This window comes from Flavobacterium sp. HNIBRBA15423, assembly GCF_052655965.1.
In genome coordinates, this window is sequence record NZ_CP199751.1 from 4,135,782 (window position 1) to 4,161,830 (window position 26,049).

24 protein-coding genes are annotated in these 26,049 nt (G+C 31.4%); 20 read left to right on the forward strand and 4 right to left on the reverse strand.

The window, feature by feature from the left end; genetic code table 11:
* Positions 1 to 133: 133 nt before the first annotated feature.
* From ACULEV_RS18460 to ACULEV_RS18550, 19 genes are all read left to right on the forward strand, one after another.
* The gene (locus ACULEV_RS18460) at positions 134 to 1,384 is read left to right on the forward strand and encodes a leucine-rich repeat domain-containing protein (RefSeq protein ID WP_445456525.1); all 1,251 of its coding nucleotides are present in this window, start codon (positions 134 to 136) and stop codon (positions 1,382 to 1,384) included.
* 252 nt (positions 1,385 to 1,636) lie between these two features.
* Positions 1,637 to 2,116, forward strand: coding sequence for a tetratricopeptide repeat protein (locus ACULEV_RS18465; RefSeq protein WP_445456526.1), 480 nt, complete (start codon positions 1,637 to 1,639; stop codon positions 2,114 to 2,116).
* A 76-nt stretch (positions 2,117 to 2,192) separates the two neighbouring features.
* Positions 2,193 to 2,873: a hypothetical protein gene (locus ACULEV_RS18470; protein ID WP_445456527.1), complete on the forward strand. Its 681-nt coding sequence runs from the start codon at positions 2,193 to 2,195 to the stop codon at positions 2,871 to 2,873.
* 163 nt (positions 2,874 to 3,036) lie between these two features.
* Positions 3,037 to 4,257, forward strand: coding sequence for a hypothetical protein (locus ACULEV_RS18475; protein ID WP_445456528.1), 1,221 nt, complete (start codon positions 3,037 to 3,039; stop codon positions 4,255 to 4,257).
* 43 nt (positions 4,258 to 4,300) lie between these two features.
* Positions 4,301 to 4,954 carry a hypothetical protein gene (locus ACULEV_RS18480; protein WP_445456529.1) on the forward strand — a complete coding sequence of 218 codons (654 nt, stop codon included), beginning with the start codon at positions 4,301 to 4,303 and terminating at the stop codon, positions 4,952 to 4,954.
* Between the two features lie 123 nt (positions 4,955 to 5,077).
* A complete protein-coding gene (locus ACULEV_RS18485) occupies positions 5,078 to 5,872 on the forward strand; it encodes a hypothetical protein (protein WP_445456530.1) in 795 nt (264 codons plus the stop codon).
* A gap of 78 nt (positions 5,873 to 5,950) precedes the next feature.
* Positions 5,951 to 6,589, forward strand: a complete 639-nt coding sequence (locus ACULEV_RS18490) for a hypothetical protein (RefSeq protein ID WP_445456531.1) — start codon at positions 5,951 to 5,953, stop codon at positions 6,587 to 6,589.
* Between the two features lie 141 nt (positions 6,590 to 6,730).
* Complete coding sequence (locus tag ACULEV_RS18495; RefSeq protein WP_445458564.1) at positions 6,731 to 6,958, forward strand: GldL-related protein; 228 nt, start codon at positions 6,731 to 6,733, stop codon at positions 6,956 to 6,958.
* 30 nt (positions 6,959 to 6,988) lie between these two features.
* Positions 6,989 to 7,747, forward strand: coding sequence for a T9SS type A sorting domain-containing protein (locus tag ACULEV_RS18500; protein ID WP_445456532.1), 759 nt, complete (start codon positions 6,989 to 6,991; stop codon positions 7,745 to 7,747).
* A gap of 348 nt (positions 7,748 to 8,095) precedes the next feature.
* Positions 8,096 to 9,370, forward strand: a complete 1,275-nt coding sequence (locus ACULEV_RS18505) for a DUF418 domain-containing protein (RefSeq protein WP_445456533.1) — start codon at positions 8,096 to 8,098, stop codon at positions 9,368 to 9,370.
* 63 nt (positions 9,371 to 9,433) lie between these two features.
* Entirely contained in the window at positions 9,434 to 11,122 is a 1,689-nt protein-coding gene (locus ACULEV_RS18510) for an FISUMP domain-containing protein (protein WP_445456534.1), read from the forward strand.
* Between the two features lie 8 nt (positions 11,123 to 11,130).
* Positions 11,131 to 12,585 (forward strand): amidohydrolase family protein, encoded by a 1,455-nt coding sequence (locus ACULEV_RS18515; RefSeq protein ID WP_445456535.1) that lies wholly within the window; start codon positions 11,131 to 11,133, stop codon positions 12,583 to 12,585.
* A gap of 32 nt (positions 12,586 to 12,617) precedes the next feature.
* Positions 12,618 to 13,334: a lysostaphin resistance A-like protein gene (locus ACULEV_RS18520; protein ID WP_445456536.1), complete on the forward strand. Its 717-nt coding sequence runs from the start codon at positions 12,618 to 12,620 to the stop codon at positions 13,332 to 13,334.
* 16 nt (positions 13,335 to 13,350) lie between these two features.
* Positions 13,351 to 15,060, forward strand: coding sequence for a serine hydrolase domain-containing protein (locus ACULEV_RS18525; RefSeq protein ID WP_445456537.1), 1,710 nt, complete (start codon positions 13,351 to 13,353; stop codon positions 15,058 to 15,060).
* A 33-nt stretch (positions 15,061 to 15,093) separates the two neighbouring features.
* Entirely contained in the window at positions 15,094 to 16,005 is a 912-nt protein-coding gene (locus ACULEV_RS18530) for a hypothetical protein (RefSeq protein ID WP_445456538.1), read from the forward strand.
* Positions 16,006 to 16,012: 7 nt separating this feature from the next.
* Complete coding sequence (locus tag ACULEV_RS18535; protein ID WP_445456539.1) at positions 16,013 to 16,960, forward strand: polysaccharide deacetylase family protein; 948 nt, start codon at positions 16,013 to 16,015, stop codon at positions 16,958 to 16,960.
* Between the two features lie 35 nt (positions 16,961 to 16,995).
* Positions 16,996 to 18,114: an FG-GAP repeat domain-containing protein gene (locus tag ACULEV_RS18540; protein WP_445456540.1), complete on the forward strand. Its 1,119-nt coding sequence runs from the start codon at positions 16,996 to 16,998 to the stop codon at positions 18,112 to 18,114.
* A 33-nt stretch (positions 18,115 to 18,147) separates the two neighbouring features.
* Positions 18,148 to 19,491 carry a serine hydrolase domain-containing protein gene (locus ACULEV_RS18545; protein ID WP_445456541.1) on the forward strand — a complete coding sequence of 448 codons (1,344 nt, stop codon included), beginning with the start codon at positions 18,148 to 18,150 and terminating at the stop codon, positions 19,489 to 19,491.
* An 8-nt stretch (positions 19,492 to 19,499) separates the two neighbouring features.
* Complete coding sequence (locus ACULEV_RS18550; protein WP_445456542.1) at positions 19,500 to 20,174, forward strand: DUF4386 domain-containing protein; 675 nt, start codon at positions 19,500 to 19,502, stop codon at positions 20,172 to 20,174.
* 282 nt (positions 20,175 to 20,456) lie between these two features.
* On the opposite strand, the gene ACULEV_RS18555 is transcribed toward ACULEV_RS18550, so the two are convergent.
* The 4 genes from ACULEV_RS18555 to ACULEV_RS18570 form a co-directional block, all read right to left on the reverse strand.
* The gene (locus ACULEV_RS18555) at positions 20,457 to 21,554 is read right to left on the reverse strand and encodes a trypsin-like peptidase domain-containing protein (protein WP_445456543.1); all 1,098 of its coding nucleotides are present in this window, start codon (positions 21,552 to 21,554) and stop codon (positions 20,457 to 20,459) included.
* A gap of 9 nt (positions 21,555 to 21,563) precedes the next feature.
* Complete coding sequence (locus ACULEV_RS18560) at positions 21,564 to 22,730, reverse strand: hypothetical protein (protein WP_445456544.1); 1,167 nt, start codon at positions 22,728 to 22,730, stop codon at positions 21,564 to 21,566.
* 298 nt (positions 22,731 to 23,028) lie between these two features.
* Positions 23,029 to 24,207, reverse strand: a complete 1,179-nt coding sequence (locus ACULEV_RS18565) for an iron-containing alcohol dehydrogenase (RefSeq protein ID WP_445456545.1) — start codon at positions 24,205 to 24,207, stop codon at positions 23,029 to 23,031.
* A 4-nt stretch (positions 24,208 to 24,211) separates the two neighbouring features.
* Complete coding sequence (locus ACULEV_RS18570) at positions 24,212 to 25,006, reverse strand: type 1 glutamine amidotransferase domain-containing protein (RefSeq protein WP_445456546.1); 795 nt, start codon at positions 25,004 to 25,006, stop codon at positions 24,212 to 24,214.
* An 87-nt stretch (positions 25,007 to 25,093) separates the two neighbouring features.
* Between ACULEV_RS18570 and ACULEV_RS18575 the strand changes: the two genes are divergently transcribed.
* On the forward strand, positions 25,094 to 26,008 hold the full coding sequence (locus ACULEV_RS18575) for a LysR family transcriptional regulator (protein ID WP_445456547.1): 915 nt from the start codon (positions 25,094 to 25,096) through the stop codon (positions 26,006 to 26,008).
* The last annotated feature ends 41 nt before the right edge of the window (positions 26,009 to 26,049 follow it).

The window sequence follows — 26,049 nt, forward strand, 5'->3', positions numbered from 1 at the left end:
CACTTGAGTTTAGTAAACCGTATTACACATAGTATTACAGCATTATTTCACATTTAAAAATAAATACAATTTAATACAAATAGCTATTTTAAATAAAAAAACTAACCTAATTTTTAATAAATTATAATTAACTATGAAAATTAAAAACCTATTGTTCATTACTACAGTTGTTCTTATTGTTTCTTGTAGTAAAGAGGATGAAACACAAGTAACACCTACTCCTGAGCTACCTACTATTGTTACTATTCCAGACGCCAATTTTAAGGCTGCTTTATTAGCCCACGGAAATAGTATGACTGGAGGAGGAATTAGTAAAATTGACACCAATGACGATGGTGAAATTCAAATAAGTGAAGCGCAAGCTTACGAAGGAAAAATTCATTGTTATAATAGAAGCATTAGTGATTTGACTGGTATTGAGTTTTTTGTAAATATAGTTGAATTAAACATTGGAATAAATCAGTTAACTAATTTAGATATAAGTCAAAATGTTGCTCTTAAGAAATTAGATTGTGCACAGAACCAGTTAATCACTTTAGATATTTCTCAAAACATATTGTTAAGCGAATTGAAATGCAGTTACAACCAATTAGCAAGTCTAGATGTTTCTCACAATATAAATCTAAAAGATTTATATTGTACTCAGAATCAACTAACTAGTTTGGATATAAGTCAAAATGTAGTTTTAGAAAGATTAAGTTTTAGCCATAATCAGTTAACAGATATAGATGTTGCCCAAAATATAAATCTAAAAGACTTATTTTGTGGTAATAATTTCATTGCTACTTTAGATGTTTCACAGAATCTAAATCTAATAGAATTATTTTGTGGTGATAATCTGCTAACTAATATAAATATTTCAAACAATGTCAATTTAAAAAAGTTTGGCATTCAGGGAAGTAATCTCACTAATATAGATGCTTCGCAAAATATAAATTTAGAGTATTTGAATTTAGATAATAATCAAATATCTGATTTAAATATATCAAACAATATCAATTTAAAGACATTGTGGGCTCAAGGGAATCTATTAACTACTATAGATCTTTCACAAAACACTGCTTTAGAATCTTTATATCTTTCAGGTAATCAATTAAGTAGTTTAGATGTTTCTACTACTATTGGATTAAAAACCCTTGTGGTTTCAAGTAATCAATTGAGTTATTTAAATGTATCGAATAATTCTCAATTAATTAAATTATGGATTCAAAGTAATTCATCATTGAATTGGCTAAACCTTGCTAATGGGAATAATAATAGCTTAACAGATATGACGGCAACCTATAATAATAATTTAACCTGTATTCAAATAGATTCAGGATTTACGCCTCCTAGTTCTTGGAGCAAAGACGCTACAGCTACTTATAGTACAAATTGTCTTTAAGCTTTTTAGATAAAACTTTATTTAAGTAATCATTCCTCCAGAAAAATAGTTATATGTGTTGCATCTAGACTCTGAGGAAATTTACAAAAAGAAATTGTAGACAGGATTAAAAATTACAAAAGATTTTTATGACAATTCTTGACTATTTTGAAAATAGTATTGCATTACAAAAGCGGAAACCAGTGACCGCTCAAAAAAACGGGGCGACTCCGAAAAGCCAAACGAGTAGGAAAATATTTAAATAATATAAAAATGGGACTATTTAATGCTTTATTTGGAAAAAAGAAAACTTCATTGCAAGATTTGGATAAAAAAAACGATGATTTCATAGCTAAGAATCCAATAGCAGAGAACGACGAAAATGAAATGATGCGTAATGCTTCTAAATTAATGACAAGTGGAAAATTTAGTGAATCTTTAGATTTATATAAAAAACTCTCTGAAAATTATCCTAATAATAAAGACCTATATGAAAGTCAAATAGGAGTTGCCTACTATTTTTTAGGAGACTATGAAAATGCAGTTACATATTATACCTCTTCACTTAACAATGGTGGAGATAAAAGTATGATGGATGATAACATTTGGGAAGCAGCAGAAGCTTTTTCTAAATTAGAATTTCAAGAGAAAGAAAGTTCAACAACAAACACTACAAAATTAATTGAAAAATATTTGGAAATATTTCCTAATGGACGTTATGCAAAAAAAGCAAAGAAACATTTAGGAAAGTAAACACATCTAAATATTGATAGCAAAAAGTATAAACGAGTTTGTAGTATCATTTTAAAGTTAATCATAAAAAATTACCATGAAAATTAAAAACCTATTGTATACTATGTTAATCTTATTAGCATTACCCTTAAATGCTCAAATTGAAATGGCGAAGGAAGTTTCAAATGAAACGGAATCTGCTACTCAGGGCTTTTTTGTAAATGGAGGTAGTCAAAAAATAGAAGCTCTTGAGTGTTATACTTTTAAAGATTTAACCTTATCCTTTGACCTAAAAAAAGAACATTTTGTTTGTGATAGGGTTGACATTCAAATTAAAATAGGTACAGCAGAAACTGGCTGGATAACTTATAAAAATTTTAGTATAGATCAAGATGAGTTTACTGCACTTTTTGGTGATAAAAAATATGCTTATTTCAAAATCTTTTCTTCGGAAGATATAGAAGAAAAGGCGAAGTGGTATTGTACGATTTCACAGCACTTTCTTACACGTTCTAGATTGCAGTATACTAGTATTAAAAGCGATGTTCAAGGTGCTAAAATGATGGTGAAAGTATTGTGTGGAAAAATAACGGGAGAAGGAGAGACATCAGAAGTGGTTTCAGATCGAGTGGTAACCCGTAAATACAATACTTGGAAGTGGACGGATTCCTCTACTTTTGATATCGAATTAAAAAATAGAATTTACATAAAAACTTTTAAACTTCTAATGAAAGGTTTTCCTCCAGCACCAGTTGCAACAGGTAATTGCTATGAGTAGCTATAGTACAAGTGCTTGGCCTTGAATGCTTCATTTAACTAACCTGTTGTGTGTTTTGTATAGAACGACAACAATTATTTTTATTTTATTAAACCTTTTTTCAGCATATTAATTTCATATTGAAAAATGATTTTCAACCCATTTTAAACACTAATTTATTTTTATGAGAACAGCAAAAATGACTTTATGCTTATTTTTAATTTGTATGGGTTTTACAATCCAAGCACAACAATTAAAAAATGGTACCTATTATCGTACTGCTAGTGATGGCACTATTGAAATATTTAATTGCTGCGATAATGAAAAACTTACCGTAACCTTTAAAAACACAGACGGAACAGAAAATACTAGAGATATGAAAGCAGTTCAAGGTACAGATGGGCTATACTTATTTGTAGGTGATGGGTATTTTTACTTTATAGCTGAAAACGATGAATATCTTGAACGATACATATTCAACGGTAACTTTAATTATGCCACCGCAGATCCGGCTGATTATTATGAAATCCTTTCCCAAGATCAATCCTTGGTCAATTCCAAAAAGAGTTCCGCAGAATTAAGACGAAAAATGCTGGAAAGCGGAAAGGAAAAATTCTACTTTCCTAGACTGTTGACTAAATATGCCAAAGCACCAGCAAATGAAAGATTTCAAATTGATAAATATTATAAAGGAATTAGCTCATTGGGTCAGAAGAGTACAATGCACGTGAAAGTAATCGATAAAAATACAATCGATGTAGTTTTTGGAGCCAAAGTAAAAATGCTTACACTTAAAGGTAGAATGGATACCCAAACTTTTTACAGACATCATTTAAATCCAAATATCTTTATGAATTATGATACTCCCACGTATTGGGGGAGAAGTGATCCGGACGAGTATATATACTTTGGTGCAGATGGAATTCATTATATCTATAATGAAGGCAATAAATCTATATTTCTATTTGGAGATGAAAAGAAAAAATATAACGAACAAGAAATTATGGAAATGGAATTCAAGGCTAAGGATGATATAGAAAAGAAGTTCAGAAAGCAGAAAGAAATATTTATGAATAGCTGGATAGACAATCCTAAAATGCCTGCTACTGCCATGGTTGATGATGAAATAAAAACGGAAGCTTTAAAAGCACTTCAAAAACATGCAAAGGACAAAGGCTGGAAAGAGAAATTTAACGAGGTTGTAATTACCTCTGGTAGTTGGAGTGATGTAATCACTGCATCTTACATTGGTCGTATTGTTGAAGTAGCTGCAAAAGCTACATGGTCAGATGGTCATTGTACCTTCCAGTATTTTGACATGATATCTATGTATGAGAATGGAAACTATAGCAAAACACTTTATCACTATACAACTGGGAACCAATATGAAACCAATTGTCAGTAATCAACAGCTTTGAATTATTAATTTAACATATACTAATTGAAAAATGAAAAGAAAATCTATCTTATTTTCGATGATGCTAATCTTATTAGCATTACCCTTAAATGCTCAAATTGAAATTGAACAGGAAACTTCAAGTGAACAGGAAACGGAATCTGCTACTCAAGGCTTCTTTGTAAAAGGAGGCAGTCAAAAAATCGACGCACTTGAGTGTTATACTTTTAAAGACTTAATCTTGTCTTTCGACCTGAAAGAAGAGCATTTTAATTGTGATGGGATTGACATTGAGATATTTGTGGGAAAAAAGATGTATAATAAAGGGGGTCTGAGACAAGAAGAATTTACTGCACTTTTTGGGGGCAAAAAATATGCTTATTTCAAAGTGTTTTCTTCAGAAGATATGAAGGAAAGGTCGAAGTGGGGTTTTACCCGCTCCCTATTGCAACATACTAATATTAAAAGAGATCTAGATGGTACTAAAATGGTGGTAAAAGTATTTTGTGGAAAAATAACTGGAGAAGAAGAAATTTCCGAAGTGATTTCAGATAAAGTGGTAACCCGCAAAAAGAAGATATGGAAATGGGATGAATCAACTGCATTTAGTATAGAATTAAAAAATAGAATTTACATAAAACCTTTAAAGTTTATGGTCAGTGATTACCCCAAAGAACCAGTTGCAACAGGAGACTGCTACGAGTAGATTTTATGCAGTAATTAAACGACTTTGAAAAGTCTCTTTCTAATTTGTAAAAAATCTTCAAATAATATGCTACATCATTACTGTATCTGATGGTAGCTTTAAATTTTAAAAATTAATTCAATTATGAAAATCAGTAAATTATTTTTTTTTCTAGTAGTGGTAGCTTGTTTTTTTACATACTGCGATTCTGTTGGGACTTATCCAAGCCCTCAAGAACAACTTGATGACATACAAAGGTTTCGAAGAAACTTACGTGGACTTGCCCATAATTATAATCTGAGTAAGGATGAAATTAATACACTTTGTTCAGATAGTATTAGTAAATATATTAAGGTGAAGGATGGAAAGATAAATTTTAATGTTATTGATATTAGTATGTTAATGCAGTTTGGAAAAGAGAATAAAAAACCCGTTTATTACCAAAGGGAATCTCCTAATCTTTTTCATTTTTGTGCCAATGCAAATTCGAGAAAACAAATGAGTTTTTTAGCTTATTCCTATATTACTGAACAAGATACTATCTGGGAAAAAGTAATAGAGAAAAATGATAATGTACAGAATTTGATTCCCAAATTAGCGGAATGGTCGGAAAAATTTGTAGAAGAAAATGTTGCCATTTTTTATACCGTTGATTCTCGGTCAAAATACCCTACACTAGATGGCGATTCCTATTCACCTGGTATCTTGTCTGGTCTATTAATAGTAGTTGATTGGGATAAAATTGAACCTATATGTTCAATACCTTGTTATGCAACTAATAGTGATGAAATAGATTTTAGCTATAGGGTTGGAACGGAAGAATGGGCTGCTATGGATAAATTAAAAGACGATTTGGTTATGAACTTTGGAAATGAATTGGTAAAAAGATTCCATGAAATGGGTCTTAATCAGGTTGATTCAGTTAAGATTCATTATTAAAATAATTCAATATCTAGAATATTAGTTACATATAAGGCGACTATAGTCTTAATAAACGAAAAATAACTAAAGTTAATTATGTCATTATTTAAAAGAATTTTTGGAAAAGGCAATTCAGAATCAGACAAACGATTTGAAAGTAATATCGAAAAAATTCAATCAGGACAAGTAAACAAAATCTTTCCGATTTTGAAACCTGGGGATTGGGTTGGAATTCAAGCGGGAGCCTTAAAGCAGACATTATTGGGAACACAAGAAAAACCTGAACTTGTTGTGGCATTTGGTTACGATGCACCAAGTAATTTTGTTTTTCTTATGCCCAAAGATTTAGAAGGAAAAGACCCAAATCAGATACTTAAAGAAGCCTATGAAAACTTAGAAAGGATTGAGTCTAAATTTGAGATTTCTGAAACTCTTAATAATAAAGTTTTAACTGCTTCAGGACAAGACTTTTCAAGTGAGAAAATATTATGTAAAAGTCATATGCTAAAAGCTCACGAACTTTTAAATTCAAACGAATTATTAGTCTCTATTCCAAGACGGAGATGTATGATGATAATCACAAGACAAGCTGACAAAGAACAACTAAATGATTTTGTTCATTTACACAACTATACTTGGGAAGACGATTCTTATGGAAATGCACCCATTTTAAATGCATTATTTGTAGTTATTAATGGTGAAATTGATAGAATTATACCACTTAACAAAAAATAAAAGCAATAGCAAAATGTTGGGTTGCATTAAGAAGAAGTAAAACTGACAAAAAACAAAAACACTTAAAAATAAATAAAATTGAAGAACGAAGATTTTAAAATTAGTAGTGAGATTATTTGGCTCTTAGTAATAGGAAACTTCTTGCTGATAATAGTTGGAACATTCATGAAAATTCAACACTGGGAGTTCTCCCAAATATTCCTTACTGTCGGACTAACGGTTTTCTTTACAACTTGGATAATCATGTTAAGCGATATGATAAAAAATAAAATCCACAATAAGACCTTTTGGGTATTGACCATGTTCATTATCCCTACCATTGCAATCATTCTCTATTTGATTCAAAGAAATAAGTTATTAAAAAATTAAAACTAAAAAGTACTATTAAATTATTTAACAATGAAACAAGTTTACAACATTTTATTATTAATACTTACTATTACAGTTGCCTCTAGAACATATTCCCAAGAAGGAGCTATTTACAATACTCCCACAACAGGAACATTAGGAGGCGTGGCATTTACCATGAGTAATATAAACAATAGCTCTATAGAAAATTATAATTTGTCAGGTTACGATTTTTCTAGTGCTCCACTAAGCAACTCTCAATCATGTCTCGATTATTCATATAATAGTGAATGGTCGATAACCTTTGCCACTCCTATTAATAACTTAAGACTTTATTGTAAATATTGGAGAACTATGCAGGTGTCTTTTAATCATTCTTTTACAATTTTATCAGGTAGTAATTTACAAAACCCTAGTGGTAACCAATTAAATACAGTAGCTTTTTCAGATGGAATCATTGAGTTTTCCGACCCCATAACTACATTAACTTTAACTATACTTGGTAATCTGCCTGGTGGTACACAACAGTCTAAGCAGGCAATGACATTTGGACTTAATCCAGCACTATCTATAGATGATTTCGCAGTAACAACTAATAAAACTAAGCTATATCCAAATCCATCCAGAGAATTTATTCAATTATCAGGCTTGACTAAATCAGAGAATTATAAAATATACAATATTATTGGTTCTGGAATAGCAAATGGAAAAATATCTAATAATGAAAAAATTGAAATTAAAAATTTAACTAACGGGATATATTTCTTGAAATTTGATGATGGGAATACTCTTAAATTCATAAAAGAGTAAATGATTTTCAACAGTATATAAATGATTACTCGGTTATAACAAGTTTACTATACTCATTTTCTTATGAAAAATTCTTAGATGTAAATCCATATTTTAAATTAACATTATTATATGAATAAGAATTCTATATAATCAATAGATATATCAAAAACGCATCTCTTCTTTAGATTTTTAAGAAGGACAATCTTTTTGAGAATAGTGTTTATTAATATAGAATCGTTGAAATAAGTGGTTAAAAGGGCGAATAAAAATTTTTATAAAAGATTGGTAAGCGAAAAAATGATGATTACAGATTATATGTATTGTTGCAAATAGTTAAACATTCATATTAATAATAATAAATATTTCATGAATAAGAATCCTATTCAACCAACTGGTTTTTCAGAGCGTATTCCTTCCTTGGACTTTCTAAGAGGAATAGCCATTCTTGGAATTCTGTTTATTAATATAGAATCCTTTGCCTATCCCAATCCATGGAGTTCGTGGCAATACGGTTATGAAAGATATATAGACCACAATACACGCTTTTGGGTATATTTTTTAACTCAAGGCAAGTTCTACACCATGTTTGCATTACTTTTTGGTGTGGGATTTGCCATTTTTATGGAACGTCTCCAGCAAAAAACAAATGGCTTAAAAGCAATGGATATTTATGCTCGAAGATTGCTCTGGCTCTTTGTAATAGGTGTTGTTCATGCCTATTTTATTTGGGATGGAGATATATTGTATCACTATGCTATATGCGGTTTGTTTTTGCTTCCATTCCGTTCTATGAAAAGTAAAAACCTAGTGCTAATAATACTGTTTTTAGCATCCTTTTTATTTATAAAATCGTATGAAAATGTAACAAATAGAAAATTGTCTTTTGTAAATTATACAAAAGCATTAAATAAAGAGGAAAGCAATAGAACTGAAGAAGATAAGAAGTTAATATCTTCTTGGCAAAGCAGGTATTCTATAAAGAAACCTGACCTTTCTGAAGAAATAGAGGTTCCAAAACCTAACTATTGGCAAGGTATTAAAGACTCTTATAAACATCATAATGTTCATAAAGGCGAGTTTTATTATCAATCGTTAATATTGTCTTCGTTAATTGTTATGATTGTGGGCATGTTATTATTCAGAACAGGAATCTTCTCAAATTATAAATCTTGGAAATATTATTGGATTATTACTTTATTATTTGTAATAATTGGTTTAATCATAAATTATTTACGCTATTATCATTGGACTTATGAAGATCATATTCCGAATACTAGCATGTTTAAAGGACTGTTGTTCACATTCCCTAAAGAAATTTTAGGCATTGCTTATATATTATTGTTAAATGGGATATATCAAAAGTATTTAAGAAATATAAGCTTTAAAGTGTTTACCAAAATAGGAAGAACCGCTTTATCCAATTACATTTTTCAAAGCATCCTTTTAGGAATTTTATTTTATGGTTATGGTTTTGGAATGTTTAATGCCTTTTCAAGATTTGAACTGTTAGGTTTTGTTGTGGCAATTTGGGCTGTTCAAATCACATGTACATTTCTTTGGTTGAGGTATCATAAACAAGGCCCATTAGAATTTCTTTGGAGAAAGCTAACCTATAATTCATTTAATAAATCTGTAACATGACGCTATACAAAGTATACTATAACAAATAGTACTAAAATAACATCAATCAAAATCAAAATCAAAATGAAAAATCAATCAAAAATTATCATCATTCTCTTAACAGTATTTACAATTGGTTTTCAGAATCATGTTAAAGCACAGAAATCAAAAACTAATTCAGAGTCCAAGAAGAATACATTTATTGACCCACAGGATGGTAGAGAATATAAGACCGTAAACATCGGTACCCAAGTATGGTTTGCCGAAAACTTCGCTTATCTGCCAGAAGTAGATACAGTAAATATATCCGTTTACGGTTACAAAGGGAATTCAGTAAAGAAAGCGAAAAAGACAGAATCGTATAAAAAATATGGAGTGTTATACTCATGGGAAAAAGCAAATGAGTTAGCACCAAAAGGATGGCGGTTACCAACAGATGCCGATTGGATGCAATTGGAAACAGCTGTGGGTATGCCCAAAGAGTTAGCTGTCAAACATGGCTGGAGAGGAAATGAAAAGAGCATTACAGCATTAAAAGAGAATGGAAGTTCAGGATTTGATATAAAATTTGCAGGTTGGAGTACAGATTACGGGGACTTTAGATTTCAAAATGAACATGCTAATTTCTGGGTAGCAGATTCACAGGATCCTGTAAGAGCTCACGAACGTTTGATGGGAGTGAATAATGAAAAAATTGGACGAGAATACGGAAATAAAGGTTGTGGATTTAGCGTGAGATATGTGAGAGATATTCCTGTAGAGAAACACATCACATATCCTGAAAAGGAATGGGAAATGATGGAAAATGTGTCGGATTTTGGTTGGAGTCAAGATAAAATCAATGAGCTTTATAGATATGCCATTGATAGCACAAATGCTACAGGAATTATTGTTATCCAAAGTGGTAAAATGATATATGACTATGGAGATACACATGAATTGAGTTATATAGCTTCGGTTAGGAAAAGCTTATTATCAATGTTATATGGAAAATATGTAGAAAATGGGATTATTAATCTAAATAAAACACTTAAGGAATTAAACATAGATGATATCGGAGGTTTATTAGAGATTGAAAAAGAAGCAACAATTTTAGATATTCTACAATCGAAATCAGGAGTATACCATCCAGCAAGTAATCCTGGAGGAAATGAATGGTTATTTCCAGAACGTGGTAGTAAAAAACCAGGAACTTATTTCATTTATAATAATTGGGATTTTAATGTAGCAGGTCATCTTTTCGAACAGGAAACAGGAAAAGATATTTACGAAGCTTTTGAAAATGATATTGCAAATAAAATAGACTTTCAACAATGGGACAGGTCTAAACAACAAAAATCAGGAGATATCAATAAATCTAAATTCAAAGCCTATCATTTTGAGTTATCCACTAGAGATATGGCAAGGCTTGGTTATCTTATGTTAAGAAAAGGAAAGTGGAAAAATGAACAAGTGATACCTGTATCATGGGTAGAAAAAATGATTACCATTACTACAAGTTATGAAGAGATGTATAAAGTGGATCCTAGACTAAAAGATTGGCCTTGGTGGAAATGGGGACAAGGACTTATGTGGAGAATATGGGATAGTCCAAACATTCGACCTGAATTAAAAGGTGCTTATACAGCTACAGGTAACCAAGGGCAATATATCACTGTTATTCCTTCTATGGATATTGTTGTGGCTTTAAAAACGAAAGGAGTTTATGGAAGAAGAACAGATAAAGAGTCTTATGAACGTTTTTTAAACAGCTTGTTTGAAGCAAAAAAATAAAAGAATAGATGGTAACACCTAAATTGTTTTATGGCTATATTTTGATAGCTGTCGTAAATTGTTTTGTAAACTGTAATAACACTTTGGAAGGCAATGCTAATGGTACTTTGAGCAAACAAGAGGATCAAAATAGGAGCTTGTCCGATAGCTTACAGCCTTATATTAAATATCAAAAGGATTTGATGGTTTTAACCAATGCGACAATTGTTGATGGTACAGGCAAATCTATAAAACAAAATCAAACAGTCATTATTGAAAACGGCATTTTCAAAGCTATCGGAAATGCTACTGACATTGAAATTCCCGAAAAGGCCACTACAATTAATCTTAAAGGAAAAACCATTATTCCAGGGATTGTTGGCATGCACAACCATTTACATATTCCAGGATTTCCTTTTGTAGGTGATGTAGCAGCCAAATTGTACCTAGCATCAGGAGTGACTACTATTCAAACTTGTGGAGCGGCCTCACCAGATAAAGAAATAGCACTTTCAAAAGCCATAGAGCAGGGGAAACAAATTGGACCTGACATAATTCCAAGTGCACCTTTTATCACAGGAAAGGGAGGTAATCCTAATATGATTATCCCAAGAAATATAGTACATTTAAAAGATACGATGGGCTATTGGATAAATTCGGGTGTAAAATGGTTTAAAGTGTACCGTAATACAAATCCCGATGATTTAAAAGTAATAATAGAGGAAGCCCATAAAAATAATTGTAAAGTAAGAGGGCATTTATGTTCCGTAACCTTTGAAGAAGCCACCAAATCAGGAATTGACGGAATTGAACATGGGTTAAATAGTACGAGCGATTTTAGAACCGATAAAACATATGGCATATGTAATGGTGGACGTGAGTATATGGATGAACTCATCATAGAAAGTCCAGCAGTAAAATCATTACAACGGTTGATGATTGACAGCAAAGTGTTTTTAACATCTACCTTGTCGATTTATGAAGCCAGTATACCCAATAGAGCTTATGCTGATGAAAGAGCATTAAAAGCCATGTCGCCCTTTCTGCTGAATCAATATAAAGAAAGAAGAGCAAGTTTTGATGAAAATATAAAAGACATCACAAGAAACAACAGATTAAAACGGATGATGCAGTTTGAATACCAGTACTATAAAATGGGAGGTTTGTTGTGTGCAGGTGTAGATGCGGGCAGGCATGTACTTCCGGGATTTGGTGACCAACGAAATTATGAGTTGCTCATCGAAGCGGGTTTTTCCGTAGAAGAAGCTATCAAAATTATGACCGGTAATGGAGCCAAGGCATTGGAACGTTCTGATATAGGAACAATTGAAGTAGGCAAAAGGGCCGATTTTGTTATCTTAAATGGAAATTTAGCAGAAGATGCTTCTGTCATTAAGAACGTGGAAACGGTTTTTAAAAAGGGTATTGGCTACGACCCCAATTTGATTTTAAAAGAAATAGAAGGGCAGTTTGGAATAGAATAATAATTACAACAAGAGATTTAAAAACCTTGATTATGACAACTAATAAAAACACAGTAAGTAAAACAAAAACGATAATCGTTTTTATCCTGACCATCATTTTGGGCTATGCACTTTTTATCATTCCGGATGTATTCTTTGGCGTGACAAAAATCAATGGCGGAAAAAAGGGCATCAACTTATTGTTTATGGCTTTGTTTCAGTTTTTTTCTATTACGGCATTACTGTATGGGTCGCTAAAACTTCTGAAAAAGAATTTTAAATATATCGGATTCAAATTCGTAAACCTCAAAAAAGATATTCTTTTGGGCATTGGTTTTGGAGCATTGTGGACCGTCTTACAGTTTACTCTATTGATTCCCAACACAGGAGGAGCAAATCGTGAGGATATTAAAGGCATGCTGGAGATGTATGATGGCAGTATCATAGGACTTCTATCCTTTATTGCCCTTGGTGTGATTGGTGGTGGTATTACGGAAGAATTTTTCAATAGAGGCTATTTTATCAATATCCTAAAGGATGTTTTTAAAAACCCAAAAACAGGGTTATGGATATCGGCAATCTTGTCCATTGTCATATTTTCATTTGGGCATATGCCAGTTACTGCATTGGATTGGTTTGATATCCTAGTGCCAACCATAATGTACACCTTACTATTTATAACTACCAAGAAACTTACAGCCTCAATAGTAGCTCATGGGGTGTATAATATGTCTGCAATCATTCTAACCTATTATATGTATGCTAATTAGTTTTAAGCAAGTGATTATGAAGTCTTTTATAAAGCAACTTTTTGTTTTACTGTTTCTTGTATTATTTTCAGCTTGTTCTAACCAAAAATCAAACTTTCAGACTGATGAATTAATTGGAGTCTGGTCCGGACTGTTATTTCAAACTGAATCAGAATATGATTCATTGATGATATCACCTGCCAACAGCCCTACTGAAATTCATCTTTATAAAGACACAAAAAAAACTACCTATCCACTTTTAAGTATGGGTAGAAATTTGAATTTTAAAGATGATTCAGGACTTCGGTTTGATGCGTTTCTATCGGACGATAATAAAATTATCAATGGCGTTCTAACCAATAATCTATGGGTGCAAAGTCTAAACTTTGAAAAAAAGGAAGATACTTGGGTGTCTAAAATCCACAAACCCGAAATAATAGACACTGATTATATCGTCTATTTGGAATTCTATAAAGATTCTACAGGTAAGGTACAGGCCAATATTCAAAGCAATAAGGAGAATAGGAAACTGCATTTTACAATCGATGAGGTTTTAATCAAAGAAAATCATATCGATTTCAAGATTACGAACGACCGTTTCGGGATTTCGGCTGTGTATGATACAGAGAAAAGGAATATAGCCCTTACGTATGGCAATGCTGGAGGAAAAAGGGAAATTCAGTTGGAAAAACTCAACGATAATCAACAGGAAGGCTATTTGCCAAGGTCACCAAGCGAAAACTACCTGTACAATGTTCCAGAAGCTCCGGATTCCACTATACAAACAGCTTCTTTGGAAGATGTGGGCATCGATAGGTCACTTTTGAACTTTATGAAAGAAGCAAATAGCAAAAACCTTGAACACATCCATAGCATTATCATCACAAAGAACGGAAAACTTGTATTTGAAGAATATTTTCATGGATATAATAGGGAATACCTTCATGATGTACGGTCCGCTTTTAAATCTATGGCATCCTTGGCAGTGGGCAAGGCAATGATGGAAAACAAAGAGTTGAATGTTGAAAGCGCCATTTTAGATTATTACCCTGAATACAAGATTAATGATGTTCAAAAGAAAAGGATTACTATTCACCATGCGTTGACCATGAGTACAGGGATACAACTTGAAAATGAAGATGAAATGCAATGGGGCCATAATGACTGGGTTGGCTATAAACTAGACCTCCCCATGAAGCATGAACCCGGAGAAGTATATGAATACTCATCAGGGGGCAGTAATCTATTAACAGGAGTTATTCAAAAATCGGTTGACACTTATCTTCCGCTTTTCATTTACGAGGAATTATTGTTGCCCATGGAAATCCATAACTTTCAAATGCTTACATCGCCAGAGGGAAGAGGGTATTTGGCCGGCTCATTTTATATGCGGCCCATCGATTTTACCAAGTTTGGATTACTGATGCTGAACAAGGGAGAATGGGACGGGAAGCAACTGATTGCAGGATCATGGATAGATGAATCTATAAAACCACATATAAAAGGAAGTTGGCCCAAAAACTCCGATTATGGGTACTTGTGGAGGCTGCTGGAACGTGAAGTAGGTGGAAAACAGATGAAGACCATTGAAGCTTGGGGCAACGGAGGTCAATTTCTCATCATAATTCCCGAAATTGAAATAACCATCACTATGACAGGGGGCAACTATAATTTATTTCCGGACATGGAAGACCGTCCTTTTTCAATTGTAAACGAATACATATTACCTGCTGTTCAATTAGAATAGACGTCACATGATTTTAAATACATAAATCAAAAAATGAAAGTATACACAATCAAAGTATTTCCTCTGCTCACGATGCCTTTAATGTTGGGAAGTATTGAGGCTAACCAAGAGGAACTCAAATATCTTGGTCAAACTCCACCTAAATTAAAACCAGAAATTTTTGCCCCAGGACTTATTTCAAAAAAGAGCGAATCTGAGTTTGGCTCGGTTTTTAATAAGGAAGCCACCGAGTTTTATTATGGAGTTGATGTTAACGGGAAGGCAGAAATACGTTATACCAAATTAGAAGGTAAAACATGGAGCAAACCTAAAGTTTTACTATCTCACGATAAGTACAGTTTAAATGACCCTTATCTACCACCTGATGAAAACAGACTCTACTTTATATCTAATAAGGCGTTAGAAAGTGATGATGTAAAAAAGGATTATGATATCTGGTATATTGAACGGGAAGGAGAAAAATGGAATCTCAAAATGATAAATGCCGGCACCAACATCAATAGCAATAAAAACGAGTATTATATGTCGTTTGCAAAGGATGGAGGTATGTATTTTTCTTCAAATAAAGCTGCTGTAGAAAATAAACAGCATAATTTTAATATCTATTCTTCTGAATTTAAAGATGGAGCATTTCAAAAACCAAAATTACTCGGTGATTCAATAAATACGAAAGCTTACGAAGCCGATGTCTTTGTTTCACCGGATGAATCCTACCTCATTTTTTGTAGCATAAGAAAAGATGGTTTTGGCAGAGGAGATTTGTATATCAGCTTTAAAAATGAAGCAGGCCATTGGTCGAAAGCTAAAAACATGGGGCCAATTATTAATACCGAAGGTCACGAATTGTGTCCTTTTGTAACCCATGATGGTAAATATTTTTTCTACACCAGTAACCAGGATATTTATTGGGTGGATGTTTCTATAATAAATTCTTTAAAAGAATAATCAAAAAATGAAAATATTGAACTATAAATTAATGATCTCGGGTGTTATTTTTCTCATCAATGCGACAGCTTTTTCACAACAAAAGTCTATTTCTATCACTATTGATGATGTGCCCAATACAACTAAATATCAAAAGGATAGTTTCAATCCCAAACTATTAAATCTATTAGACTCTTTAAAGATACCTTTTACCATTTTTATCAACGAAGACAAAATTTATAAAACCGAGTTTCTAGATAGGAACAAAGAGGTATTGGAACAATGGATTAAAAACAACCAAGCTGTAATAGGCAACCATACTTATAGTCATTCCCGATATTCAGAAGTAGGTTTTGAAAGCTTTGTAAAGGATATTGAACAAGGAGAGAAGTTAACAAAACTATACGCTTCAAAGTACAATAAAGACCTCAAATACTTTCGGTTTCCCTTTAACGATATGGGGAAGGATTCCACCCAACATATACAAATCAGGGAATACCTAAAGTCAAAAAATTACACCATAGCGCCTTTCACCATTGAAAGTTCGGATTGGATGTTCGATTCCGTATACCAATATTATTTAAGCGCAGGAGACACGGTCAAAGCCAAAGCCATAGGCCAACAATACGTGGATAAAACCATAGAACTGGTTACCTTTTATGAAACCTTGGCCAATGCCATTTACAACCGCCCGATCAAACATATTTATTTATGCCACGACAACGCCATTAATGCTGATTTTTTAACAGAAATCATATCAAGATTAAAACAAGAAGACTATAACATTGTCAGCTTTAAAGAATCGCTAACAGACCCGATATATAAACAAGAAGATGCCTATTATAAAAAGTGGGGCATCAGTTGGCTTTATCGATGGATAGATCCGCAGGAAGAACGCATGAAATGGATGAAGCGAGAACCCAGTTTATCCGAGATTGAAAAGGTATATAGCGAAATCCAAAGTAATAAAAATTAACCTATTTACTATTTTAACAGGAAAACTCATTTATTATGACATCATCAAATCAAAAAACAGCAGTTGTACTTTTCTTAACCATTTTTATAAATCTTGGGTTTTCTCAAGAAATATCATTTTTTAATGCAGATGGCTTTTTCTCCATTGGTACACAATCCAATAGAACGGCATCCATAACTTTGGTTGACATTGATAAAGATGGGGATTTAGATGCGCTTACTGCAAACGGTAGACATTGGGCAGAACAAAATTACTTGTACTATAATGATGGAAAAGGAGATTTTAAAGAAGCACTGCCAATAGGTAGGTTTCTAGATGCTTCCTACGCTATTAAAAGTGCCGATTTTAATAATGATGGCTTTATGGACATTGCAGTTGCAAATGACAATATTAAAAATAAGCTGTATTTCGGTGCAGGCAATAATGAGTTTGGAAAAGAGACGTCTTTTGGAGCCATTTCTCCTTCACGTAATCTTGAAATAGCCGATATAGATAATGATGGTAATATTGATTTGATTATATCGAACAGAAAAGCTAAAAATGAAATTTGTTTAAATGATAGTCAAGGCAACTTCAAAACGATTATCAATTTCGGAAATGAGTCAGATCAAACTATTCAAACGCTTGTGTTGGATATCAACAATGATGGATATCTGGATTTGATTACCGCTGAAAGACAAGGAAAAAACAAAATCTATTTGGGTGATGAAAAACTGTTATTTAACAGGGTTCTGGAGTTTGGTGGTGAAAATGACGAAACACGTTCTATAGATATTGGCGACTTTAACAAGGATGGCTTTTTAGATATTGTAACTGGAAATTTAGGAGCAAAGAATATAATCTATTTTGGAGATGAAACATTAAGTTTTAGAAAACACTTTAAATTTTCGAGCGAACGCATGACTTCCTCAATAAAAGTAGCCGACCTAAACAAAGATGGTTATTTGGATATTGTGGAAGGAAATTCAGAAGATAGAAATTATGTCTTTTTGGGTAAAGAAAATATGAAATTTAAAGAAATTGGATTAAGAGAAGATATAAAGGATGATACTTACCATATAACTATTGGAGATTTAAACAATGATGGACTACTTGATATTATAGAGGCTAATTCTGGAACTTGGAATTTATATTATAGAAACATTAAAAAATAAACGCATACTGAAAGGTAAAAATAATTATTATTTATGAAATCATTATATCCAAAAACAACCATTCTTTTTTTGTTGGTTTTTTTTATAAACCTAATAACTCAAATTGGATTTGCCCAAAATATTGATGCCCAAAAACTGGATAATTATTTCAATACATTGGAAGCAAACAATAAGTTTATGGGTAGCATAGCTATCTTAAAAGATGGCGAAATAATTTACAATAAGCAAGTTGGTTTTTTAGAGACTAATTCAAAACAAAAATCAAACAAACATACCAAATATAGAATTGGTTCGGTTTCCAAAGTTTTTACTGCAGTACTTATATTTAAAGCGATAGAAAACGGTAAAATCACACTTAACACAACCATTAATCACTATTTTCCAAGCATTGAAAATTCAAATAAAATCACCATTTCTCGTTTACTCAATCACAGAAGTGGTATTCATAGTTTTACAGAAAATAAAGAAGCATTTTTGAACTATCATACCCAACCAAAAACGGAAAAAGAAATGCTTGAAATTATTAGTAAAGGCGGTAGCGATTTTAAACCCAATGAAAAAGCAGCCTATAGTAATTCAAACTACTTATTGCTGTCATATATTCTAGAAAAGCTTTACGAAAAACCATTCGCAAATATTTTAGAAGATGAAATAACTGTACCTTTAAATTTAAAGAATACGTTTTTTGGAAGCAAAATAAATATAGAGAATAACGAATGTTATGCCTATAAGTTTGATAAGCAATGGCAAAAAACGGACGAGACAGACCCTTCAATAGATATGGGTGCTGGTGGTATTGTTTCCACACCAACCGATTTAATTCATTTTGTCGAGGCACTATTCAACAACAAGCTACTTTCAGCAAAAAATGTGGCCAAAATGAAAACCATTCAAGACAAATTTGGAATGGGACTTTTCAAAATAAAATATTACGATAAAATTAGTTTTGGTCATAATGGTGAAATAGATGGGTTTATTTCAATTTTAAGATATTTTCCCAATGAAAATTATGCCTTTGCGATTACTTCCAATGGTGAAAATTACAGTTCCAATTTAATTGAGGGAACAATAGTTAATAGCCTATTCAATAAACATTATGACATTCCAGACTTTAGAATCTATGAACCAAAATCTAAAGAATTAGATCAATATATCGGGGTCTATTCTAGTGATTCATTTCCAGTGAAATTAAGGGTTACTAAATCTGCAAAACAATTGTATATGCAGGCAACAGGTGATTCTAAAATGAACTTACAGGCTACTGCAAAAGGAGAGTTTAAGTACGAGCCTGCGGGAATTGTTATTGCATTTGACGTAGAGAAACAGCAATTACTCATCACACAAGGAGGGAAAATGAATATTTTAAACAAAGAATAAAAGAGGTTATGATGGTATTAAAAAACAAAATAAAACGAGCAGGAGTACTAATCATTATTAGCATAATTGCTGGTGTATTTAGTATTTCAACAGTAATTGATTCATCTCATTATTTAACAGAAGCTGCTACAAACTCAAATCAAGTTCTAATTAGTTCTATATTTCAATTCATCTTGTTCTTAACTTACTTAGGTTTTGCAATCTTATTATATCCAATAATTAAGAAGTTTAATGAAAGATTAGCTCTAGGGTTTTTAAGTTTCAGAATAGTTGCAAGCCTTTTGTTAATTATAGGCACTATTATATTATTATCCATTTTGGCTTTAAGCCAAGAGTTTATAAAGAACACTTCAGAAAGTCAGATGATATTTGAAGCATTCGGAAACGTACTTAAAATAACAAGAGATTATAGCAATCACGTGTTCATGGTTTTAACATTAGGTATTGGAAATCTAATGTTATATATATTGTTTTTAAAATCAAGATTAATTCCTAAATGGCTCTCTGTTTGGGGTATATTAGGTACTATAGTATCAATTTTTGCAAGTGTTTTACTTTTATTTCAGTTAATAGAAGTAATTACATTTCAATATTTAATATTGAATGTGCCAATAGCAGTATTTGAACTTATTTTAGGGCTTTGGTTAATTACGAAAGGTTTTAAAAAAGATAATCTCCATTAAATATTGTGAGCAATTAGCTTAATTTAACAGGATTTAGAAAATACCATGTTTTTCTAATCTTTTGTTACTTCTTGTGAATAAAATTTCTAAAAAAAATAATAGGTAATAGTTTTTTATGGCCCTATTTGATGAGCTTTTACCATTATTAAAGATAATAATTTTCTTTTGAGATTCTGTTATTCTTAATTTTGATTTTTTAAAGTCGTTTATACTGTATTATATTTACTATAAGCATAATACAGTATAAACAATCTTCTTTTTATGGGTAGATAAAAACCTAATTTATCTTCTTAAATCTTTTTTAGAATAAGTAGTCATTGGGCAACCATAAGTATTGACTAAAAAGTCGTCCATTTCATCAGCTTTCAAGGCTAAATCTTTTAATTTTTCTTTTACATAATTTTTACTGTCTTCATCTTTGAAAATATCAGCCATATGAACTCTATAAGAGATAAAAATAGTATTTTGATAAATACCTAGCTTAAAAGGGGAATGGTTACTAGAGATTAAATAAGTATATAAATCAAGTAGGTTCTCTTTAGGAATAGTATTAATAGGTGAGGTTATATATAAATAATCCCTTTTGTATATAAATATTCTTATCTCCGAACTGCCTTGATGAAAATTCCAATATTCATAACCAGCTCTTGTTAAAACAGGATTAATCCCAAGTTGAGCTATTGCATCTTCAATAAAGTTGCTTAATTCTCCTAATTCTTCATCAATAAATTCATCTTTTGACAATTGGCACCCACAATTATTACAATAATCAACAGGATCATAACTTAGAGAATGACAGGAATGACATTGTAAAGAGAATTTTCCATCAATGTTTGATTTAATACTTTCAATAGCAGAGGCAACTTCTTTAAAAGGAATAGCAAATCCCATATTATCTGCATTATTGAATTTTGATGAGTTTATACCTACTAAAAAACCTTCTTCAGTTACTAAAGGTCCTCCACTATTTCCTGGATTAATTGCTGCATCAGTTTGCACAAAATGTTTGCCATTCATTTGTTGCTCTGGATTTGAAACTATACCTTCAGTAATTGTAAATGGCATTCCAAAAGGATAGCCTAAAACATATACTTTTTGTCGGGTGGTTATTACAAGTGAAGAGTTTATAGAAAAGGCATGTTCAATATCAATGGGTTGTTCTGGTTTAAGAATAGCAATATCAATGTCAGGATTTATCATAATAACATTAGCAATAATTCTATTTTGATTATTATCTTCTACAGCTACTTTTTTATATCCTTTTACAACATGGTGATTTGTAATTAGTACATCTTCATTTTTTAAGTAAAAACCACTGCCAGTTGAAGATGAAGTAAGAATTTTAAATGTGGCATTTTTAAGATTATCTAAAGTTTGCATATTTCTTGTTTATTTAAATAGATTTGAAAAGAAACCTTTCTTTTTAACAGTTTCCGTTTTAAATGGTAGAGGTTGTTCATCTACAATAGACTCCATTCCTTTATATAATATGGAAGCAGCTTCTTCCCATGGTTTTTTACTAGCATGTTCCAGCGTATCCTGTGTTTTTTCATAAACATCATTAGGAACCATATTATAATATAACATATCATAAAAACTGAGTAGCAATGTAAAAGTCGCTCCTATATTATCTGATTTATTCATTTCTTCACTTGCTACATTTAAAGTACTTTCAAGATTTTTTTTCAAATGATTAATCTCACTTCTGGCTTTTATAGGAATAAAGGTTTCGGCAATATAAAAATTTTGAAGCATTTGTTCTTTAGCCATAGACTTTAAAGACTGTAAGAATTGTTTTCCTTTTTGAATACGAAGATTAATATTATCTTGAGATCTTAAATTAACAATTTCTCTTTCAATATCGGTTCTTAGCTTTCCTTGCGGAGACATACAATAATCAATCTTTTTAAGTGTAATATTAATAATGTCCCAATTAAAATAACTTAATCTTTCTTTATCAAAATATTCAAAATATTCATAGGCTTCATCAATATAAGTATTTATTCTTGTCCAAATTTCTTCTAGAGTTTCTTCGTTATAGTTGGTTATTTTCGGTTCATGTAAAGAATCTACATCAAATGCATCTTTAAGTTCGTCATCATAATTATCGGCTTTATGACAAATTTCTTCTAAAACATAGTATATTTTATAAGGTTCACATAAACTTAGTGAAGTTTCAAAATAGAAATCTAATTCATCATTATTATATCTTATTTGAGCTAAATTTAATGGAGAAAAATTAATTTCTGCAATCCTTCTAAAAACAGGAACCTTATGTGTGTTGCCTACTTTTAAAAAAGGAGCTTTAATTTTTAATAAAGTATCAGTAATTTCAATTTCTACCTCAATAGAACCATGTGGTACTTTAAAATGAGTTTCATCACTATTTGAATATTGTTTCCTGATATTGGAATCAATATAATCTAAAAGTTTCAGAAAAGAGTCTTTGTATTGTTCTGCTTTATAAGCATCTAATGATTCCTTCCATTTTTCAACCTTAATTTTGGTTTCAAGGGAAGTCATTAATGTTTTGTCAAAACTTAATGAGTTGTTCATACTTGTTTAATTTTTTAGATTTTTAAATAATATAGTTTTTAATAATAAGTAAGCGTTTTTCTTTAAAATCCATCTTAAATTTTAAAAGAATGTAACTTCCAAAATATCAAAAGCTTAAAGCAAATATAAAAATTAGCATTTGACTAAAAATACTTATTTATGAGTATTTTTTATGTTTTATTTATTTTTACTTAGAGATAAAAATACAAATTAAAGTTATAATTAATGCAAAAAAATAACGGATGAAATTACTCTCATCCGTTTATAATTAAACTTAAAAAACGTTCTATATGGAAAATTAATAACTCATTTCTACGATTGTTCTTACTTTATCTGGAGTAATATTTTGTCTTTCTCCCATAGCTTTCCAACCTCTTTCTTCAAATCGATTTACTATAAAATCTGCCGTTTTTTCATAATTTATAGTGTTTTCAGAAATTTTAGTTTTCATTCCCATAGTGTGAAAAAATTCAACTGTCTTTTCAATGGCTTTTTCTGCAATTTCTTCTGTTGAATTACCTGAAATATTCCAAACACGTTTTCCATATTGAGCTAATTTATCTTTTTTAGTTTCAAACATCACTCTATACAAATTTGGACCAATAATAGCTAAAGTTCTAGCATGGTCAATTTCGTACAAGGCAGTTAATTCATGACCAATCATGTGCGTTGCCCAATCAGAAGGAACTCCTTTTTGGATTAAACCATTTAAGGCCATAGTAGCACTCCATACAAAATTTGAAGCTAATTTGTAATCATTAGGGTTTTCAACTACATCAGGACCAATTTCAATTAACGTTTGTAATATGCCTTCAGCAATTCTATCTTGTAACATTGCATCATGTGGATATGTTAAATATTGCTCCATTACATGCGTGAAAGCATCCACCACGCCATTTTGTAATTGTCTTTTGGGTAACGAAGTAATAACCGTTGGGTCAACCACAGAGAAAACTGGAAATAAAGCGCTTCCGCCTAAAGTTAATTTTTCTTGTGTAGCTTCAATAGTAACCACAGCACCCGAATTCATTTCTGAACCTGTTGCAGGTAATGTTAAAACAGTTCCAAACGGAATTACTTTGGAAACATCCTTGAATAAAATACGTTTTCTTAAAATATCAGCCGCATCACCTTCATAATTTACTGCAGCCGAGATAAACTTTACACCATCAATTACACTTCCACCACCAACAGCTAGAATAAATCCGATTTTCTCTTTACGAATAATTGCTACTGCTTTCATTAACGTTTCATAACGTGGATTTGGTTCTATTCCTCCAAATTCCACAATACTATTGTTAGAAAATTGTGTTTCTAAGGCCACTTTAACTTGCTCATAAACACCATTTTTAAAAATACTTCCACCACCATAAGCAATTAACACTTTGGTATCAGTTGGAACTAAATCTTTAAGTTTTTTTATTTGTCCTTTGCCAAAGACATAATTTACGGGATTATATAATTCGAAATCTAACATGTTTTTATTTATTTAATTGGTCTAATAATTTTTGAGCAACTAATTTTGATGAAGCTGGATTTTGACCAGTAATTAATAAACCATCTTCAACTGCGTAGGGTGCCCAATTCTCTCCTTTACTATAAATTGCTCCATTAGCTTGCAAAGCATCTTCTAACAAGAAAGGAACCACTTTGGTTAACCCAACAGCTTCTTCTTCTGCATTGGTAAAACCAGTTACTTTTTTCCCTTTTACTAAATACGCTCCGTTTACTTTTACATCTTTTAATACTCCTGGAGCATGACAAACGAAAGCAACTGGTTTGTTATTTGTATAAAAAGAAGCAATTAGTTCTTTAGAATTGTTATTAGTAGCTAAATCCCATAAAGGACCGTGACCACCTGGATAAAAGACAGCATCATAATCAGCTTGGTTTACCTCGGCTAATTTTACTGTATTTTTTAATTTTTCTTGTAAAACAGAATCGTTGTCAAATCGTTTAGTGTCTTCAGTGGCAGATGATGGATCAGCACTTTTTGGATCAATAGGTGGTTGACCCCCAAGTGGTGAAGCAATTGTAATTTCCACACCTTTATCTGCTAATTCATAATAAGGTGCTGCAAACTCTTCAATCCAAAATCCTGTTTTTTCTCCTGTGTCTCCTAGTTTATCATGACTAGTCAATACAAATAATACTTTTTTCATAGTTTCTTTTTTTGTTGTCTGTTCTTCGGTTTGAGTTGTTGGTTCAGTTGTATTTTCTTTTTCTTTACAACTGAAAGTCAAAATTACTAATAAGGCTAGTGCTATACGTTTCATGATTTTTTAATTTTCTATCAAAATTACGATATAAATGATATTAGTAAAAACAATTTAAATTATGTTTGTAATAAATATATTTATATCATGGTTAACTTAGAATGGTATCGAACGTTTAAATCGGTTTATAAAAACGGTAATTTTTCAAATGCTGCCAAAGAACTATTTATTAGTCAGCCAGCAGTAAGTCAGCAAATAGCGATGTTAGAAGCACACATAGGTTATAAACTATTCAATAGAAAGTCTAAAGGAGTAGAACCTACTGAATATGCCAAGTTACTCAATAATTTAATTATAGAAGCTCTAGATCGATTAGAAAATGTTGAAAACGGATTTAGAGAAAAAGCTTTTAACTCGAATAAATTGGTTTCAGTTGGTATCTCCAAACATTTATTTTCTAGTATTGGAAAATTGTTACTCTCAAAGTTTGATTTTATAGATTTTACTTATGGAGAAAATGATGAGTTATTCCAATTAGTCGATTCTAAAAAGATAGATTTTGCTATAGTTACCAAGAAGTTTGACACTTTTGATACCATTCAAAAAGAATTAGGTCAAATCAATAAAATTATGATTGCGAGCAATGATTTGGATTTAGAAACTGTAAAAAGAGAAATCAAAAACAACAATTTAGTTGCAGTTGAGAATTGGTTAAACCAGCAAAAATGGTATAATTTTGATGCTCGAATTCCACATGTAAAACTATTTTGGCTCTACGTTTTTGATAAAAAAAGACCCTCTCTGGTTTCCAATTATATTATTCCATCTGAATATGAAATGCTGAACGCATTATCGAAAAACACTGGACTTTCTATAGTATGGAGCATAAATGCTAAAGAGTTTTTAGAAAGCAAAAGCATACAATTAGTTTGGGATAGTCCAAAAATGCCAAAAACATCAGTTTATCTTCTTTCTAGAAAAAATGATTCATTAAATACTATTTTGAATGAGGTTTTGACGGAAATGAAAGCACAACTACAAATAGAAAAACCAATGATTTAAAAAAAACAAATAATGAATTTAAAGATTCTTTACTAAAATTG

Coding starts and splice junctions, on each gene's coding strand:
- ACULEV_RS18460 (WP_445456525.1), top strand. CDS start 134: ATGAAAATTAAAAACCTATTGTTCATTACTACAGTTGTTCTTATTGTT.
- ACULEV_RS18465 (WP_445456526.1), top strand. CDS start 1,637: ATGGGACTATTTAATGCTTTATTTGGAAAAAAGAAAACTTCATTGCAA.
- ACULEV_RS18470 (WP_445456527.1), top strand. CDS start 2,193: ATGAAAATTAAAAACCTATTGTATACTATGTTAATCTTATTAGCATTA.
- ACULEV_RS18475 (WP_445456528.1), top strand. CDS start 3,037: ATGAGAACAGCAAAAATGACTTTATGCTTATTTTTAATTTGTATGGGT.
- ACULEV_RS18480 (WP_445456529.1), top strand. CDS start 4,301: ATGAAAAGAAAATCTATCTTATTTTCGATGATGCTAATCTTATTAGCA.
- ACULEV_RS18485 (WP_445456530.1), top strand. CDS start 5,078: ATGAAAATCAGTAAATTATTTTTTTTTCTAGTAGTGGTAGCTTGTTTT.
- ACULEV_RS18490 (WP_445456531.1), top strand. CDS start 5,951: ATGTCATTATTTAAAAGAATTTTTGGAAAAGGCAATTCAGAATCAGAC.
- ACULEV_RS18500 (WP_445456532.1), top strand. CDS start 6,989: ATGAAACAAGTTTACAACATTTTATTATTAATACTTACTATTACAGTT.
- ACULEV_RS18505 (WP_445456533.1), top strand. CDS start 8,096: ATGAATAAGAATCCTATTCAACCAACTGGTTTTTCAGAGCGTATTCCT.
- ACULEV_RS18510 (WP_445456534.1), top strand. CDS start 9,434: ATGAAAAATCAATCAAAAATTATCATCATTCTCTTAACAGTATTTACA.
- ACULEV_RS18515 (WP_445456535.1), top strand. CDS start 11,131: ATGGTAACACCTAAATTGTTTTATGGCTATATTTTGATAGCTGTCGTA.
- ACULEV_RS18520 (WP_445456536.1), top strand. CDS start 12,618: ATGACAACTAATAAAAACACAGTAAGTAAAACAAAAACGATAATCGTT.
- ACULEV_RS18525 (WP_445456537.1), top strand. CDS start 13,351: ATGAAGTCTTTTATAAAGCAACTTTTTGTTTTACTGTTTCTTGTATTA.
- ACULEV_RS18530 (WP_445456538.1), top strand. CDS start 15,094: ATGAAAGTATACACAATCAAAGTATTTCCTCTGCTCACGATGCCTTTA.
- ACULEV_RS18535 (WP_445456539.1), top strand. CDS start 16,013: ATGAAAATATTGAACTATAAATTAATGATCTCGGGTGTTATTTTTCTC.
- ACULEV_RS18540 (WP_445456540.1), top strand. CDS start 16,996: ATGACATCATCAAATCAAAAAACAGCAGTTGTACTTTTCTTAACCATT.
- ACULEV_RS18545 (WP_445456541.1), top strand. CDS start 18,148: ATGAAATCATTATATCCAAAAACAACCATTCTTTTTTTGTTGGTTTTT.
- ACULEV_RS18550 (WP_445456542.1), top strand. CDS start 19,500: ATGATGGTATTAAAAAACAAAATAAAACGAGCAGGAGTACTAATCATT.
- ACULEV_RS18555 (WP_445456543.1), bottom strand. CDS start 21,554: ATGCAAACTTTAGATAATCTTAAAAATGCCACATTTAAAATTCTTACT.
- ACULEV_RS18560 (WP_445456544.1), bottom strand. CDS start 22,730: ATGAACAACTCATTAAGTTTTGACAAAACATTAATGACTTCCCTTGAA.
- ACULEV_RS18565 (WP_445456545.1), bottom strand. CDS start 24,207: ATGTTAGATTTCGAATTATATAATCCCGTAAATTATGTCTTTGGCAAA.
- ACULEV_RS18570 (WP_445456546.1), bottom strand. CDS start 25,006: ATGAAACGTATAGCACTAGCCTTATTAGTAATTTTGACTTTCAGTTGT.
- ACULEV_RS18575 (WP_445456547.1), top strand. CDS start 25,094: ATGGTTAACTTAGAATGGTATCGAACGTTTAAATCGGTTTATAAAAAC.